This is a genomic window from Pseudomonas sp. GW101-3H06 (assembly GCF_059424605.1).
This window is the reverse complement of record NZ_JBWKZO010000001.1, coordinates 2,944,836-2,960,285: the sequence shown is the minus strand read 5'-3', so window position 1 is coordinate 2,960,285 and position 15,450 is coordinate 2,944,836. Positions and strand designations below refer to the sequence as shown.

The following is a 15,450-nucleotide window of genomic DNA, read 5'->3' as shown; positions in this document are numbered from 1 at the left end:
CCCATCAGGGGGCATCGCCTACGGTTTGCTTCGCTGCACCTCCTCTCGATGTGTGCGGCTTCGCCGCACGGCGCTACGCGCCTAACCCCCTGATGAACACCTACGCTCGGCCTGCCGAAGGGGCGAAAGATCAAGAACCAAAGCCAAAGCCAAAGCCAAAGCCAAAGCCAAAGCCAAAGCCAAAGCCAAAGCCAGGTCAAAAGATCGCAGTCTTCGGAAGCTCCTACAAGGTGGTCGAGGTGCATGCGTCAAATCAGGTCGGCTTTCAGGCCGCCTTCGCGAGCAAGCCCGCCATCGCATGCAGGTGCCAGCGAAGCCAACCGGAGGGCGATGCCCCCGGATGAATGCCGAAACGAAGGAACCCCGAGCCCCAGCGAGGGGCCGGACGCTCGGGGCGAGCGTTTTATTGCTTACTTTTTTGAGTCGTTTGTCAAAAAAGTGAGTCGCCGTAAGGGCGAAACCGCCAGCCGCCGTTACCGCAGCAACGGATATGTACTCAATCAACCAAGAACCTGGTCGGCCCGAAGGCCGCCAAGTCCAAGACCAGACCGAGAATCAAGCCAGGCTCTTGCTGACCACCTCAAACACATCACTAGACAATTGCCCCGAAGCCCGAATCCGCTCCAGCTCCCCTTTCATCAACGCCTGACGGGAACTGTCGTACTTGCGCCAGCGCGTCAAAGGCGCCAACTGCCGAGAAGCGATCTGCGGATTGAACCCGTTCAGTTCGATCACCAGATCCGCCAAAAAGCGATACCCGGAACCATCCGCCGCATGGAAGTTGATCAGGTTCTGCCCGGCAAACGCGCCGATCAGCGCCCGCACCTTGTTCGGGTTCTTGATGTTGAACGCCGGATGCTCCATCAACTGGCGAACCCGCTCCAGTCCACCCGGCAACACACTGCCGGCCTGGACACTGAACCACTGATCCATGACCAGCGGGTTGTCACTGAAGTGCGCGGCGAAGCTGGCCAGCGCCTTGGCTTTCTGCTCTTCGAACGGCGAGTTGACCAGCACGGCCAGTGCGGTCAAGCGCTCGGTCATGTTGTCGCACGCCTCGAACTGCTCCAGCGTCGCGGCCAGAACTTCCGGTTTGCCGCTGAGCATCAGGTACGACAGCGCAATGTTCTGCAACGCACGACGGGCAAAGTGTTCGGCCTCGGCCACATACGGGGTTTGCTTGGACAGGTCGCGGTTGGCCTGATAACGCAACCACAGGCCTTCGAACAGCGCGTCGGCCAATTGCTTGCGGGCAAATTCGCGAGCGATGTGAATGGCTTCGACATCCGCCACGTCGCTGATTTCAGTCAAGTACGCTTCGCTTGGCAGCGAGAGCATTTCGGCGACCATCGCCTGATCCAGCGATTCATCGGACAGTACGGTGCGCAAGGCCGAAACCAGTCGCTGATCGAGGACCAGCGCTTCGCCTTTCTGTTGCTGGACGATCAGTTCTTGCAGCACCTGCACCGACAATTGCTGGCCGGCATCCCATCGATTGAATCCGTCACTGTCGTGCTGCATCAGGAACATCAACTGATCGCGGTTGTACGGGAAGCTCAGTTTCACCGGCGCGGAGAAGCCGCGCAGCAACGATGGCAGTGGCTGTTCAGTGATGTCGACGAAGGTGAAGGTCTGTTCGGCTTCGGTCACCGAAATGACCCGAGAAGTACCTTGCGCCGACGCCTCACCAGCAAGGCGCAGGGCAATTTCGGCGCCCTTGCTGTCCAGCAGGCCCAATTCAACCGGGATCACGAACGGCAGTTTTTCCACCTTGTCCGGCGTTTGCGGACAGCTCTGGCGGAAAGTCAGGCTGTAGGTTTTCGCCACCGCATCGTAAGACTCACTGACCGCAAGGCGTGGCGTACCGGCCTGGCTGTACCAGCGCTTGAATTGGGTCAGGTCGACACCGTTGGCATCTTCCATGGCCTTGATGAAGTCATCGCAGGTTACGGCCTGGCCATCGTGGCGCTCGAAGTACAGGTCGCTGCCTTTACGGAAACCTTCGGCGCCAAGCAAGGTGTGGATCATGCCGACCACTTCCGAACCCTTTTCGTACACGGTCAGGGTGTAGAAGTTGGAAATCTCGATGAAGCTGTCCGGACGTACCGCATGGGCCATGGGGCCGGCATCTTCGGCGAACTGGTGGGTGCGCAGATAAGCCACGTCCTGGATGCGCTTGACCGTGGCCGAGTTCATGTCGGCGGAGAAATGCGAATCACGGAATACGGTGAAGCCTTCCTTGAGCGACAGCTGGAACCAGTCGCGGCAGGTCACGCGGTTGCCCGACCAGTTGTGGAAGTATTCGTGGGCCACGATGGCTTCGACCCGCTGGTGCGCGGCGTCGGTGGCGGTTTCGGCCTTCGCCAGCACGGCGCTGGAGTTGAAGATGTTGAGGCCTTTGTTTTCCATCGCACCCATGTTGAAGTCGTTGACCGCGACGATCATGAAGATGTCCAGGTCATACTCGCGACCGTAGACTTCTTCGTCCCAGCGCATGGACTTCTTCAGGCTGTTCATGGCGTGCTGGCATTTGTCGATGTTTTCCGGCTCGACATAGATGCGCAGCGCCACAGTGCGCTCGGTCATGGTGGTGAAGGTGTCTTCGACACACCACAAATCACCAGCCACCAGGGCGAACAGGTACGCCGGTTTCTTGAACGGGTCTTCCCAGGTCGCCCAGTGCCGGCCGTCTTCGCCGGGACCGCTGGCGATCGGGTTGCCGTTGGACAGCAGCACCGGATAGCTGTGTTGCTCGGCAACCACGGTTGTCGTGAACGTGCTCATCACGTCCGGGCGGTCGAGGTAATAAGTGATCTTGCGGAAACCTTCGGCTTCGCACTGGGTGCAGAACATCGTGCCGGACTTGTACAGGCCTTCCAGCGCGGTGTTGGTTTCCGGGTGAATGCGCACGCTGGTATCGACCGTGAACGTGGTGCTGGTCGGGTGCAGCGTCAGATGGTTCTCGGTCAACTGGTAGTCGGCAGGCGTCAGCTCGCGGTCGGCCAGGCTCACCGTCAGCAGGTCGAGTTGCTGACCGTCCAGCACCAGCGGCGGCAGGCCCGGGCCACGCTCGGGATTGCGGCGCATCACCAGTTGCGCATGGACCAGGCTGTGGTCCTCGAACAACTCGAAGGTCAGGTGTGTTTCGTCGATCAGGTACTCGGGCGCCTGATAGTCCTTGAGGTAGATCATCTTCGGTTGTTCGGTGCGCATGCTGGAGTCCTTACTGATGCACGGCGAGCTGATAGGCCGTGTACTTACGAATGTTGATCACGCCGGTATCGAAGATCAGGTATTGACCCTTGATCCCCAGCAGCGTGCCTTCGGCAATCGGGTTCTTGTCCAGGTTGAAGCTGACGATCTTGGCCGGGTATTGCTCGACCGGAAAACGGATTTCGAGCGGTTCGACATCGCTGATCGTCTGGATCGCCTGCAGGCCAAATCGTTCCTGCAAACCTCGCAGACCTTCGGCGCAGCTGTCGAACAAGTGGTCGCGAACCCCGGCCAGATCCACCGAAACCGCATCGCCCTTGAGCAGGGCACGCCAGTTGGTCTTGTCGGGGACCTGACTGCGGAACAGGTCTTCGACGAAACCGGATTGCTGGCGGGTCGCGACGCGCACGATCGGCAACGCCTGGCTGGCGCCCTGATCGATCCAGCGGGTCGGCAACTGGGTGGCGCGGGTAATCCCCACTTTCACCCCGGACGAATTCGACAGATAGACAATGTGATCGGTCATGCAGAACGTCTGGCCCCACTCCGGCTCCCGGCAGGTGCCGGCGTCGAAATGGCAGCGTTCCGGGCTCATGATGCACACGTCACACTGGGCCAGTTTGGTCATGCACGGGTAGCAGTAGCCCTGGCTGAAACTGGTTTTGGTCTTGCGTGCGCAATGGATGCAATGGATCGCACCCAGGTATTCCAGGCGCACCGTGGTGCCGATCAACGGATTGACCGGAACCTCGACGTCGCCCAGGCGAAATGCGTATTGCACGTTCGGCCCGTCCAGGCGCGCCGACATTTTACTGATTGCACCGCGGCCAATCTCGATCAATGGATGGCATCCGATTTGAACAGGATATTCGGCACTTCGATCGACTTCGACGCACACTCCTGCGGGCCCATGTAGCCAGTGCGCTCTTCCTCGGGCAGGTTCTGGATTTCCCAGGCGATCATCGCTTGCAGCGACAATTCGCGTTGCTCGGTGGTGAGCTTGCCACCGTCGGACCATTTACCGATTTCCACCGCCAGTTTCAGGCTCTGGTAGATGTCCGGGGTGATGTTCTTGATCATTTCGTTAAAAGAGGACATTGGGTCTCCGCGTTCTCTACTTACAAGACTTTTTCAGACGGCCAGTTTACGGCGGTTGTACAAACCGCCCAACAAACCGGTCAAGCATCCGACGAGCAACCCGCTGACATGGGCCGCGTTGGCGATTTCACCGAAACCGATCATCGAGACCAGCCCGGACAGGCACAGCAGCAGCCAGACCAGCATCATCACCAGCACTCCGCGAGGCAGGCGATAAGCGGCGTTCGGCGACAACAGCTGGAAGATCCAGCAGTGCCCGAGCAGGCCGTACAGCACCCCGGACAACCCGCCGAACAGGCTCGGGCCACTGAAAAGAAATTGGGTGTAATTGGATACAAGGCTGAACAGCAAGGTCAGGCCGATCAGGTTGACGCTGCCCTGGCGCGACTCGATGCGCCGTCCCAGCTCCCAATACCACATGCCGTTCATCGCCAGGTGCAGGATGCCGAAGTGGATCAGCATCGGCGTGACCAGTCGCCACCACTGCCCCGCCGCCAGGCTCTCGGCCAAAGGCGTGAAGTGGATGTACTCGCCGACGATGCGAAAATCGAGGAAGGTCAGCCAGTGCATCGTATTCAGGTTGTCGCCCAGCATCGTCAGCGCGCCGACCAGCAGGCTCAACAGCAATACCAGCGCAGTGGCTTTGGCGTAGCGCAGCTGCTCGACGAAACCCGGACGGCGAACGGTTTGTGTCACTGGAACATCCAGTTGCTGATCGGGATCACCCTCTGGAAACCGCTCATACAAGGCGCGCACGTCTTCGCTGATGTTGTCCGGCACCCACAACACCTGCTCGCCCGCCTCTTCGCTGACCCGGTGCGGCACCTGCATGCGCTGCAACAATTTGACGAAACCGCTGAGGTCCACCGCCAGCGGCAGACGCAATACCGCCACAGCACTCATTGCGACCTCTCTTTCATTGCAAAACCTCTGGCCGCTCGACATCGACCCAGACAAATTTATGCGGATCGAGCCGCGTTTCCTGATCCAGCCGATAGGCGACCAGCTTACCGTAGAGCACGGCGCTGTAATCCAGGCACGCCAGGTTCGGACGAATCGGCGCGGGTTTGCCGCTGCGCCAGTAGTGGCCGACGAACAGCAACGGCTCGTCGATGCCGTAACGCAGCAGGCTGTTCTTTTCACTGGACGACAGCGGCGTTTGCGCCACCGGGTCGGGCAGCGCATCGGGCTGGAACACGATGTCGCCATAGGTCTGCGGGTCGTCCTCCCAGAATTTAGTGCGGAAGAACGAACGGGTCAGGCCATCGCCGCTGGTCATGGTCAGGCCATGGGGCAGGCGCATATCGGTGCCGCGCAGCAGGCGGTCGAACACGGTGCAGGCGAAACTGCCCGGCATGGCCGACGCCTGCAGGAAGTGTTCATCGACGCACCCATCGGGAAACAGCGCCCGCAGCGGTTCGATCAGGCCGGCGTCCCAACAGGCATGCACCACCCGGAAACGTCCGGCGTCGACGAACAGCGGCAGTTCATAGAACCACTGCTGGAAATCATGCCAGTCACCGGGGTGATGTTCGAACTGGGTCAGGGTTTCATGCAGCAACCGGGCGTGGCGCGGCGTGTGTTCGCGCACGAACTGCTTGCCGCTGCCGGGCAGCGCCGGCGTGACCCAGCCCAGGGCGTTGAATTCATGGTTGCCCATGATGCACAGCGCCTGACCGGCCTCGACCATGTCGTGGACGATGTGCAGCGCCTCGCGAATCCGCGGGCCGCGGTCGATGATGTCGCCGACGAACACCGCCATGCGCGAAGGATGGCGCCAGACGCCACCTTGTTTGTGATAACCGAGCCGGTCGAGCAAATGCTCAAGGGTCAGAGCGCAACCGTGCACGTCACCGATCAGGTCGTAGCTACGCGCGGGATCGAGCATCAGTCGCCTCCACCACCCAACTTGCTGCCCCAGCCGAGCTTGGTCCGGCAGACTTCGTAGTAGTTGTGGTCGAGCGGGTGGATCAGCCGCAGCTTCTGGGCTTTCTTGCTGACGGTGATGGTGTCGCCGGGCGCACAGGTAAAGTGGTTCTGCCCGTCACACGAGACTTGCGGGTAAATCTGCATATCCTTGGACACGACGATTTTCAGCTCACTGTTGCCATCGACCACAATCGGTCTGCCCGACAAGGTATGGGGGTACATCGGCACAATTACAATGGCGTCGAGCTTGGGGTGCATGATCGGCCCACCCGCCGACAGCGCATAGGCGGTCGAACCCGTGGGCGTGGCGACGATCAGGCCGTCGGCCTTCTGGCTGCAGACGAACTGGCCGTCGATGTACAGCTCGAACTCGATCATCCGCGTCGATTTGCCAGGGTGCAGCACCACGTCGTTCAGCGCATCGCCCTGGCCGATGGCCTCGGCATGGCGACGGACTTCGGCCTGCAGCAGGAAGCGGTTTTCCACCAGGTAATGACCGTCGAGCACCTCGGCGACCTTGACTTCCAGCTCATCGGGACGGATATCGGTCAGGAAACCCAAACTGCCCCGGTTGATCCCCAGCACCGGGATATTGTGCTTGGCCAGCGCCCGGGCGGCGCCGAGCAGGCTGCCGTCACCGCCGACCACAATCACCATGTCACACACTTCGCCGAGCATTTTGCGCGACGAAGTTTGCAGGCCGTGGCCCGGCAGGACTTCGGCGATGGTGTCTTCGAGGATCACGTGCAGGTGACGATCGAGCAGAAACCGTTTCAGTCGGCGGACGGTATCCAGTACCTGCGAACTGCCGAGACGTCCGATGATGCCAATATTACGAAATTGCTCCATGGGGTCCCTAAGCTCTGCGACGGCGAAAAGCACGATTATGGGCGAAAGCTCGGGATAGACAAAATCCTTTCAGCGACAAGGGTGTACTCCTGTTTGAGGCTATGCTCGCAAGATGATCCTATTTCCAGATTTGTTGCAGTTACCCCACCGGTTGCACCACCCCGAAGTGCGCGACCTGGCGTGGGTCATCCTGGCGCCGCCGATGCTCGCCGACACGCCGTGGCCACAGCGCCATCCGCTGGCCGGCAGCGACTGGGTACAGGCGCCGGATCGCCTGGAACACTGGCTGCGTCTGCTGGACCAGGACAGCTACGGCTTGCTGCACTGGTTGTCCCAGGCCCGCACCCGGCGTCTGGGCCTTTACTATGAGCGTCTCTGGCAATTTGCCGTCGAACATGCACCGGGTATCGAACTGATTGCCGCCAACATGCCGATCCGCCGTGAAGGCCACACCCTGGGCGAGCTGGACATGCTGCTGCGCGATCGCGACGGCGTGCATCACCTGGAACTGGCGATCAAGCTCTATCTTGGCCCGCAGAAGGGTGATGGACGCGACACCGCTCAGTGGCTCGGACCCGGGTGCCACGATCGACTGGATCGCAAACTGACGCACCTGAGCCAGCATCAACTGCCGATTTCCGCCCGCCCGGAGAGCCGCGAAGTCCTGGCGGCGCTGGATATCCGGCAATTCAGCGCACACTTGTGGCTGGGCGGCTACTTGCTGTATCCATGGCCGGGCCCAGCGGTGCCTCCGTGCGGTGCGCATCCACAGCATTTGCGCGGTCGCTGGCTGCATCAGAAGGATTGGCCCGAATTTATCAGGCAAAGCCCAACCGGCCGCTGGCAACCCCTGCCCCGCCACGCCTGGCTGGCGCCGGCGCATTACCCTGCCGAACAGACCTGGAGTAACGGGCAATTGCAGGCGTGGTTGAGTGAGTTGTCGCCCGTAGCACCGGCGCAGTTGTTGGTGCGGTTGACGGAAAATGCCCATGGCGACTGGGAAGAAGCCGAGCGGTTGTTTCTGGTGGCGGATCTTTGGCCTAACGTGCCGGGCCAGGGTTGAGATTTTGCAGTGACTGGACCGGCCTCTTCGCGAGCCAACGCGGTTTAAAGAGATAACCGCAAAGCCAACGCCGCCAACGTCGCCAACAACACCGGCACCGTCAACACAATCCCGACCTTGAAGTAATACCCCCAGCCGATCCGGATACTCTTGCGCTCCAGCACATGCAACCACAACAGCGTCGCCAGGCTGCCGATCGGGGTGATTTTCGGTCCCAGGTCGCTGCCGATGACGTTGGCGTAGATCATTGCCTCCTTCACCATCCCCGTCGCCTGACTGGCATCGATGGATAACAGGCCAATCAGCACCGTCGGCAAATTGTTCATGATCGAAGACAACAGCGCCGTCAGCACCCCGGTGCCCATGGCTGCGCCCCATACGCCGTACTCGGCAAAGCCGTTCAGCCAGCCCGCCAGGAACCCGGTGAGCCCGGCGTTACGCAGGCCGTAGACCACCAGGTACATGCCCAACGAGAAAATCACGATCTGCCACGGTGCTTCCTTCATCACTTTGCGCGTGGAGATCTTGTGGCCGCGGGCAGCGATGGCCAGCAACAGGGCGGCACACACCGCCGAAATCGCGCTGATCGGAATGCCCAGCGGTTCCAGCGCAAAACAGCCGAGCAACAGGATGACCAGCACCGCCCAACCGGCATAAAACGTGGCTTTGTCGTGGATGGCGGACGCCGGATGCTCCAGTTGCTCAGGGTCATAATCCCTTGGAATGTCACGACGGAAAAACCACATCAGCATGGCAAGCGTCGCGGCAACGCTCACCAGGTTGACCGGGATCATCACCGCCGCGTAGCGATTGAAACCGATGTCGAAAAAGTCCGCGGAAACGATGTTCACCAGGTTCGATACCACCAGCGGCAGGCTCGCGGTATCGGCGATGAAACCGGCGCCCATGACAAACGCCAGGGTCGCCGCCGGGGAAAAACGCAACGCCAGGAGCATGGAGATCACGATGGGCGTGAGGATCAGCGCCGCGCCATCGTTGGCGAACAACGCCGAGACCAGCGCCCCGAGCAGCACCATGTAAGCGAACAATTTGCGCCCGTTACCTTGCCCCCAGCGGGCCACATGCAGCGCTGCCCAGGCAAACAGCCCGGCCTCGTCCAGCAACAGGCTGATGATGATCAGCGCGATAAAGGTGCCGGTGGCATTCCAGATGATCTGCCACACCACCGGGATGTCACCCAGGTGCACCACGCCGAAAATCAGCGCCAGCACCGCGCCGAACACCGCACTCCAGCCAACGCCGAGGCCTTTGGGTTGCCAGATCACCAAGGTAATGGTCAACAGGAAAATCAGTGACGCGACAAGCATTCAAGGCCGCCTTGGAACAAATGAGCAAACAGGATGACAGGCCACCCAACCGCCGTCACCTTCCGAAAAAACAGAGCCTTGCAGGAGCGAAGCTTGCTCGCGAAGACGGAGTGCCAGGCAAATCAACGTTGGCTGACACTCCGTCTTCGCGAGCAATCGAGCGTTGACCGGCTGCTCCTGCACGGGGTTGTCAGGCTTTTTTGTGCTGTTCGACCCATTTCGCGTAAGAGTCGATGAATTTTTGCAGAAACGGCCGGACCGACTCGGACGGATTGCCCGCCTCGTCGAACGCCGAGCCGGCGCCGCCCAGATAAGATTCAGGTTGCTGCATCATCGGTACATCGAGAAACACCATGGACTGGCGCAAGTGATGATTCGCCCCAAATCCGCCAATCGCACCCGGTGAAGCACTGAATACCCCGCCCGGTTTGCCGCTCCAGGCACTCTTGCCGTAAGGGCGTGAACCCACGTCAATGGCGTTCTTCATTGGGGCTGGCACCGAGCGGTTGTATTCCGGGGTGACGAACAGCACTGCGTCGGATGAACTCACTTGTTGTCGGAAAGTGCTGTAGGCTGCCGGCGGTGAATCGCCGTCAATGTCCTCGTTGTAGAGCGGCAGATCGCCAATCTCGACAATGTTCAGCTTCAGGTTGGCCGGCGCCAGTTCCGCCAGCGCGAGGGCGACCTTGCGGTTGATCGACGCTTTGCGCAGGCTGCCGACCACTACGGCGACGGTATAGACATTGCTCATGGAAGACTCTCGATTGTCCGTGGGAGGAGCCAGTAGTTATAGATGATCAGGCGGCGGTTCAACCAGTGAACACAGGTATATCCACGTCCTGATTATTTTTTTTACGCAGGAAAACTTACCGTGCTCGGTGGCGGTCTACACAGCCGCAAATCAAGCGTTTTATCTCCAGAGGTTCTAAGCAGATGGCAGCAGTACTCGTCGGTCAGTTCCATGCAAGAGACGCGGAAGGCCGCATTTATTCCGTGCATGAGTTCCAGGACTCCACACCGTCGGCAGACGGCGCGCCTGTCACCACGTACAAACTGGCAATTGGCGATCGCGTCAACAAACTCGATGACAACGAGTTTCAGTTGGTGCAAACGGGCGTAACACTGACTCGCGAACCGGAATCGATTGTCGCTTCATAACTTGGCGTTATGAGCAGAAGTCATATGCTTGGACTTGGGTTAGGATTCAGTGACTGACTCCTTCACCTGCTGAACATGGACTTCACGCATGCGTTTACGCCATATCGAAGTGATCCAGGCTCTCCTGCAGACCGGTCACCTGGGCACCGCCGCCGAATGGCTGCAATTGCCGGTGACCGAGGTCGAGCGCATTTTGCGCGAGGCCGAGGATCAGGTGGGTTTCATGCTGTTCTCCAGCGTACGCGGGCGTTTGCAGGCCACCCGTGAAGCGCGGGAGCTGCAGGTGGAGATCGCCCACGTCTACGAGGCGCTCGAACCCGTGCAGCGCCTGGCCAACAGCCTGCGGCAATACCTGGCCCCGCCGCTACGCATCATCTGCACCCCACCCCTGGCCCAGCAATTGTTGCCGCAGAGCATCGCGGCCCTGCGTCGCCGCTTGCCCGACGCGCCCTGCACCCTCCTGAGCCAACCCACCCGTGACATCGTCAGAAGCCTGTTGCTGCGTGAAAGCGATCTGGGCCTGAGCCTGCATGATCCCGATCGCGCCGAGATTCATTGCCAGGCGATCGCCCAAGGCAAGTTGCAACTACTTGCCCCCCACGGCTGGTTGCAACCGAAACAGAAATACATTTCAGTGCAGGATCTGGCCGGGCAAGCAATGGTCGGTCTCGAAGGCCATGATCCACTCAGCCCGGCCCTGGAGCACAAGCTGCACGCCCTGCGCCCGGCGCCGGTGATTCAGACCCGGGTCCAGACGCATCAGATGATGCGCAGCATGGTCGAGGCCGGAGAAGGCCTGGCGATCGTCGACCCCTTCACGGCGCTTGGCGCCAAGTCCGCCGGGCTCGACGTCTGCCCACTGGCACCCGCGGTGCCGGTCAGTGTCTATGCCCTGACCCTGAAGAACGGCGAACCCTCGCCGGCCGTCCAGGCTCTGTTGGACATCATCACGGAACAAGCCGCGGCGATGCTGGGGAGCTGATCGGGTTTTCCAGCGGGTTATCGAACATTCGATACCAGAACAGCGCCACCTCGGCGGTATTGGGGTCGATGCCCCGATAGCGCAAATGATCGATGCCGCCGATCACATAGCCGCACCGTTCATACAAGCGACACGCGCCGAGGTTATTGTTCTGGGTTTCCAGCATGATGCCCGGCAGTTTCTTCTTGCGACTCCAGAACTGCGCCACGTCCAGCAACGCCTTGGCCACACCGTGACGTCGCGCCGGGGCATGCACCGCCAGTTCGTCGATATGGGCGAAACCGTTCCAATTGGTACTGATCACCAGGTGCCCCACCGGCTCATCATCGAGGAAGGCCATGAAGATTGCACTGTCGACGGCGTCGCGAAAACTGCTGAACTCTTCAGGATCGATGCCGTAGCATTTGCGATAAGGCGTAATCGGTGTGACCGACCATTCTTCCACCGACCGGCCTATTTCCGGCGCACCGTAGGCAGCCACTTCAAAACTGAAATCACTGCCCCAGATGTAGGTGGCGAAGCCGTCGTCGGCGACGCGCACCGACAACCCCGGGTGATTTGGATTCATGACAGGTTGCATACTCGGAAAGGTCCTCATTCCTTGATGCAATCGACGGTGTAGTGCCGTCCATTGCCCTCATCTTCGTGTTGCAAGCCGTGCACATCGGCGACGAACCCCGGAAAACTGCTGTCGAACGTGCGGGCAAACGCCAGGTAGTCGATGATCGAACGGGTCGACTCGGTAAAGCGTTCGCCGGGCATGATCAACGGAATGCCCGGCGGGTACGGCACCAGCATCACGGCAGCGATACGCCCATCCAGAGCATCGATCGACACCGCCTCGACTTCGCCACGCACCAATTGATCATAGGCGTCAGCCGGCTTCATCGCGACTTCCGGCAGCACCGTGTACATGCGCTTGAGATGTTTGGCCGTGGCATTGCTGCGATAGCAGGTGTGCAACTGGTCGCACAGGTCGCGAAGGCCCATGCCCTGATAGCGCGCGACATTTTGTTGCGCCACGCACGGCAGGCAGGTCGCCAGACTGACGTTGGCATCGTAACTGCGCTTGAACTCCAGCAGCTCGGTGAGCAGCGTGCTCCATTTGCCCTTGGTGATGCCCATGGAGAACAGCACCAGGAACGAATACAACCCGGTCTTTTCCACCACCAGCCCGCGCTCCCAGAGGAACTTGCTGACGACCGCCGCCGGAATCCCGCGCTCGCTGAGCGCACCGCCCGCGGTCAGGCCCGGCATCACCAGCGTGACCTTGATCGGGTCGAGCAATACGTAATCGTCGGTCACGTCGCCAAAGCCGTGCCAGTCAGCCGTCGGTTGCAGCAGCCAGTCCCCGGTCGCGATCTGGTCGATGCCCTCTACCGAAGGCGGCTGCCAGATGGAAAACCACCAGTCGTCCGCAGCGATGTGCTGCCGCAGATTGGCCAGCGCCCGGCGAAAGCTCAGGGCTTCGTCGAACATTTCCTGCAACAGCGAACGCCCGGCCCCTCCCTCCATCATCGCCGAAGCGACATCCAGAGACGCGATGATGCCGTATTGCGGCGAGGTGGAGATGTGCATCATGAACGCTTCGTTGAAGCGATCACGGTCAAGCTGCCGGGCACCGCCGTCCTGTACGTGAATCATCGACGCCTGACTGAACGCCGCCAGCAGCTTGTGAGTGGAATGGGTGGTGAACACCAGCGGACCGTCATGGCTGCGGGAGGTGCCCATGCCGTATCGTCCGGCGAAAAATTCGTGGAAGGCCGCATAGGCATACCAGGCCTCGTCGAAGTGCAGCACCTCGACACTGTTGCCCAATTGCTGCTTGATCAGTTCGGCGTTGTAGCAGAGGCCGTCGTAGGTCGAATTGGTCACCACCGCCAGCTTGACCTTGGGCGCCCGGCCCTTGGTCAGCGGGCTGGCATCGATCTTGGCTCGAATCGATTGCGGGCTGAACTCGCTCAACGGAATCGGGCCGATGATCCCCAGCTCATTGCGCTCCGGGCACAGGTACAAAGGGATGGCGCCGGTCATGATGATCGAGTGCAGCACTGATTTATGGCAGTTGCGGTCCACCAGCACCAGGTCATCGCGAGCCACCATGGAGTGCCAGACGATCTTGTTGGCGGTCGAGGTGCCGTTGATCACGAAGAAGGTGTGGTCGGCGCCGAAGTTGCGCGCCGCCCGGGCCTCGGCTTCTGCCAGCGGCCCGGTGTGATCCAGCAGCGAACCGAGCTCGGGCACCGAGACCGACAAATCCGAACGCAGGGTGTTTTCACCGAAGAACTGATGAAATGCCTGCCCCACCGGACTCTTGTGATACGCCACGCCCCCGCCGTGACCGGGTGTGTGCCAGGAATAATTGGAATCGGCGGTGTGTTGCACCAGCGCCTTGAAGAACGGCGGCAGTAGTCCATCCAGGTACTTGCGCGCAGCCCGCGCCACCTGCCGCGCGAGAAATGGCACGGTGTCTTCGAACAGGTAAAGAATCCCGCGCAGTTGATTGAGCTCGGCCATGGCGTCGGCGGGCGCGTTTTCCAGGGTCACTTGCTCGCCCAGGGCGAAGATCGGCAAGTCGGGCGCACGCACCCGCGCCAGTCCGATCAGTTCGGCCATATTTTGTAATAAATGCGAGTGGGCGCTGGCGTCTTCCGCCGCGATCAACATGCACGAGAGGCCATGATGCGTCGAAGCAACCAGGCGCCCTTCGGCGTAATCCATCGCCGAGACGATGCTGAACCCTTCCTGCTCCAGCTCCCGGGCGATGCCTCGCACACGATCGCCTGCGACGGTATCGGCCTTGATGTCGCGATGGACGATCAGCACCGGGAATTTCAGATCTTTATACATGACGCTCAGTGTCCTGAGGCGGCAGGCCAGAGCCTGCCAATCACCTCAGGGTAGAGGGTTGAAGCGGATGTGGCGAGTGCGATGCCCCAATATGGGTCAACGGTTTATCCAAAATTTTTCGAAGGACCTACGCCTGCGCTTCAGCTTCAGCTTCAGCTTCAGCCTGGGCCAATTGCAGCCACAGTGCCGGCCCACCCGCCGACTTGCTGATGATCTCCAGACGCGCCGCGTGCCGGGCGAGGTCGTCTTCACTGGCGCGAATGACACGGGTCCGTTTGCGGTCGGCCGGCAGGCGACGAATTTCAGTGGCCGAATTGTCCGCGCCCTCACCGGAACCGTTGCCATCGGACGCATTACCGGCCAGGGACAGGCTGGTCTGCCCGCCGGTCATGGTCAGGTAAACGTCGGCAAGGATCTCGGAGTCGAGCAAGGCGCCGTGCAGTTCACGGCCGGAGTTGTCGACGCCATAACGTTTGCACAGGGCGTCGAGGCTGTTGCGCTGCCCCGGGTGACGTTCCCGGGCCATCATCAGGGTGTCGAGGATGGAGCAGTGTTGCGTGATGTCCGCACGGTCGTGCTGACCCATCAAGGCAAATTCGTTGTTGATGAAGCCAACGTCGAACGCCGCGTTGTGGATGATCAGTTGCGCGCCTTTGATGAACTCGAAGAACTCATCGGCCACCTCGGCAAAACGCGGTTTGCCCACCAGGAACTCGTTGGTGATGCCGTGAACGCCGATGGCGCCTTCGTCACTTTCGCGGTCCGGTTGCAGGTAAACGTGAAAATGCCGGCCGGTCAGGCGCCGACCGATCAACTCGACACAACCGATTTCGATAATCCGGTGGCCGTCGGTCACCGGCATGCCGGTGGTTTCGGTATCGAGTACAACGGATCTGGTGGCCATCAGTGCTCAGCTCTCAACGGGTCATTCTTGCAAAAGCGACGATGTTAACACGCTCGCCGGGGTCTTTCAGATAGAC

The 15,450-nt window shown here is 60.5% G+C and carries 14 protein-coding genes; 3 read left to right on the top strand and 11 right to left on the bottom strand.

Features of this window, described 5'->3' with window-relative positions; all coding sequences use genetic code 11:
• Positions 1-555: 555 nt before the first annotated feature.
• Genes pepN through AC07ZE_RS13655 form a run of 6 tightly spaced genes read right to left on the bottom strand, consistent with a single transcriptional unit; the run spans position 556 to position 7,089 of the window.
• Positions 556-3,213 carry an aminopeptidase N gene (pepN, locus tag AC07ZE_RS13680; RefSeq protein ID WP_207265267.1) on the bottom strand — a complete coding sequence of 886 codons (2,658 nt, stop codon included), beginning with the start codon at positions 3,211-3,213 and terminating at the stop codon, positions 556-558.
• 10 nt (positions 3,214-3,223) lie between these two features.
• Positions 3,224-4,054, bottom strand: a complete 831-nt coding sequence (locus AC07ZE_RS13675; protein ID WP_207265266.1) for a DUF2797 domain-containing protein — start codon at positions 4,052-4,054, stop codon at positions 3,224-3,226.
• Positions 4,051-4,311, bottom strand: coding sequence for a YeaC family protein (locus AC07ZE_RS13670; RefSeq protein WP_095194932.1), 261 nt, complete (start codon positions 4,309-4,311; stop codon positions 4,051-4,053). The genes AC07ZE_RS13675 and AC07ZE_RS13670 overlap by 4 nt, the downstream gene beginning before the upstream one ends.
• Before the next feature lie 33 nt (positions 4,312-4,344).
• Complete coding sequence (locus AC07ZE_RS13665; protein ID WP_207265265.1) at positions 4,345-5,214, bottom strand: rhomboid family intramembrane serine protease; 870 nt, start codon at positions 5,212-5,214, stop codon at positions 4,345-4,347.
• Positions 5,215-5,227: 13 nt separating this feature from the next.
• Complete coding sequence (locus AC07ZE_RS13660; protein WP_404940891.1) at positions 5,228-6,202, bottom strand: metallophosphoesterase; 975 nt, start codon at positions 6,200-6,202, stop codon at positions 5,228-5,230.
• Positions 6,199-7,089, bottom strand: a complete 891-nt coding sequence (locus tag AC07ZE_RS13655; protein ID WP_034146463.1) for an NAD(+) kinase — start codon at positions 7,087-7,089, stop codon at positions 6,199-6,201. Before AC07ZE_RS13655 ends, AC07ZE_RS13660 begins: the two co-directional genes overlap by 4 nt.
• 112 nt (positions 7,090-7,201) lie before the next feature.
• Here AC07ZE_RS13655 and AC07ZE_RS13650 point away from each other — a divergent pair, with 112 nt between their 5' ends.
• On the top strand, positions 7,202-8,152 hold the full coding sequence (locus tag AC07ZE_RS13650; RefSeq protein ID WP_207265263.1) for a DUF1853 family protein: 951 nt from the start codon (positions 7,202-7,204) through the stop codon (positions 8,150-8,152).
• A gap of 44 nt (positions 8,153-8,196) precedes the next feature.
• On the opposite strand, the gene AC07ZE_RS13645 is transcribed toward AC07ZE_RS13650, so the two are convergent.
• Both AC07ZE_RS13645 and AC07ZE_RS13640 read right to left on the bottom strand, forming a co-directional pair.
• On the bottom strand, positions 8,197-9,480 hold the full coding sequence (locus AC07ZE_RS13645) for an arsenic transporter (protein ID WP_207265262.1): 1,284 nt from the start codon (positions 9,478-9,480) through the stop codon (positions 8,197-8,199).
• Positions 9,481-9,670: 190 nt separating this feature from the next.
• On the bottom strand, positions 9,671-10,231 hold the full coding sequence (locus tag AC07ZE_RS13640; protein ID WP_207265261.1) for an NADPH-dependent FMN reductase: 561 nt from the start codon (positions 10,229-10,231) through the stop codon (positions 9,671-9,673).
• Positions 10,232-10,413: 182 nt separating this feature from the next.
• Between AC07ZE_RS13640 and AC07ZE_RS13635 the strand changes: the two genes are divergently transcribed.
• Entirely contained in the window at positions 10,414-10,638 is a 225-nt protein-coding gene (locus AC07ZE_RS13635) for a hypothetical protein (RefSeq protein ID WP_095194939.1), read from the top strand.
• Between the two features lie 88 nt (positions 10,639-10,726).
• Entirely contained in the window at positions 10,727-11,620 is an 894-nt protein-coding gene (locus AC07ZE_RS13630) for a LysR substrate-binding domain-containing protein (protein ID WP_207265260.1), read from the top strand.
• Here the strand turns inward: AC07ZE_RS13630 and AC07ZE_RS13625 are convergent.
• From AC07ZE_RS13625 to dnaQ, 3 genes are all read right to left on the bottom strand, one after another.
• Positions 11,586-12,200, bottom strand: a complete 615-nt coding sequence (locus tag AC07ZE_RS13625; protein WP_207265259.1) for a GNAT family N-acetyltransferase — start codon at positions 12,198-12,200, stop codon at positions 11,586-11,588. The two genes, AC07ZE_RS13630 and AC07ZE_RS13625, sit on opposite strands and share 35 nt — an antisense overlap.
• 14 nt (positions 12,201-12,214) lie before the next feature.
• The gene (locus AC07ZE_RS13620; protein ID WP_207265258.1) at positions 12,215-14,470 is read right to left on the bottom strand and encodes an Orn/Lys/Arg family decarboxylase; all 2,256 of its coding nucleotides are present in this window, start codon (positions 14,468-14,470) and stop codon (positions 12,215-12,217) included.
• 127 nt (positions 14,471-14,597) lie between these two features.
• Positions 14,598-15,374: a DNA polymerase III subunit epsilon gene (gene dnaQ / locus AC07ZE_RS13615; RefSeq protein WP_207265257.1), complete on the bottom strand. Its 777-nt coding sequence runs from the start codon at positions 15,372-15,374 to the stop codon at positions 14,598-14,600.
• Positions 15,375-15,450: the final 76 nt, after the last annotated feature.

Coding starts and splice junctions, on each gene's coding strand:
- pepN (WP_207265267.1), bottom strand. CDS start 3,213: ATGCGCACCGAACAACCGAAGATGATCTACCTCAAGGACTATCAGGCG.
- AC07ZE_RS13670 (WP_095194932.1), bottom strand. CDS start 4,311: ATGTCCTCTTTTAACGAAATGATCAAGAACATCACCCCGGACATCTAC.
- AC07ZE_RS13665 (WP_207265265.1), bottom strand. CDS start 5,214: ATGAGTGCTGTGGCGGTATTGCGTCTGCCGCTGGCGGTGGACCTCAGC.
- AC07ZE_RS13655 (WP_034146463.1), bottom strand. CDS start 7,089: ATGGAGCAATTTCGTAATATTGGCATCATCGGACGTCTCGGCAGTTCG.
- AC07ZE_RS13650 (WP_207265263.1), top strand. CDS start 7,202: ATGATCCTATTTCCAGATTTGTTGCAGTTACCCCACCGGTTGCACCAC.
- AC07ZE_RS13645 (WP_207265262.1), bottom strand. CDS start 9,480: ATGCTTGTCGCGTCACTGATTTTCCTGTTGACCATTACCTTGGTGATC.
- AC07ZE_RS13640 (WP_207265261.1), bottom strand. CDS start 10,231: ATGAGCAATGTCTATACCGTCGCCGTAGTGGTCGGCAGCCTGCGCAAA.
- AC07ZE_RS13635 (WP_095194939.1), top strand. CDS start 10,414: ATGGCAGCAGTACTCGTCGGTCAGTTCCATGCAAGAGACGCGGAAGGC.
- AC07ZE_RS13630 (WP_207265260.1), top strand. CDS start 10,727: ATGCGTTTACGCCATATCGAAGTGATCCAGGCTCTCCTGCAGACCGGT.
- AC07ZE_RS13625 (WP_207265259.1), bottom strand. CDS start 12,200: ATGCAACCTGTCATGAATCCAAATCACCCGGGGTTGTCGGTGCGCGTC.
- AC07ZE_RS13620 (WP_207265258.1), bottom strand. CDS start 14,470: ATGTATAAAGATCTGAAATTCCCGGTGCTGATCGTCCATCGCGACATC.
- dnaQ (WP_207265257.1), bottom strand. CDS start 15,374: ATGGCCACCAGATCCGTTGTACTCGATACCGAAACCACCGGCATGCCG.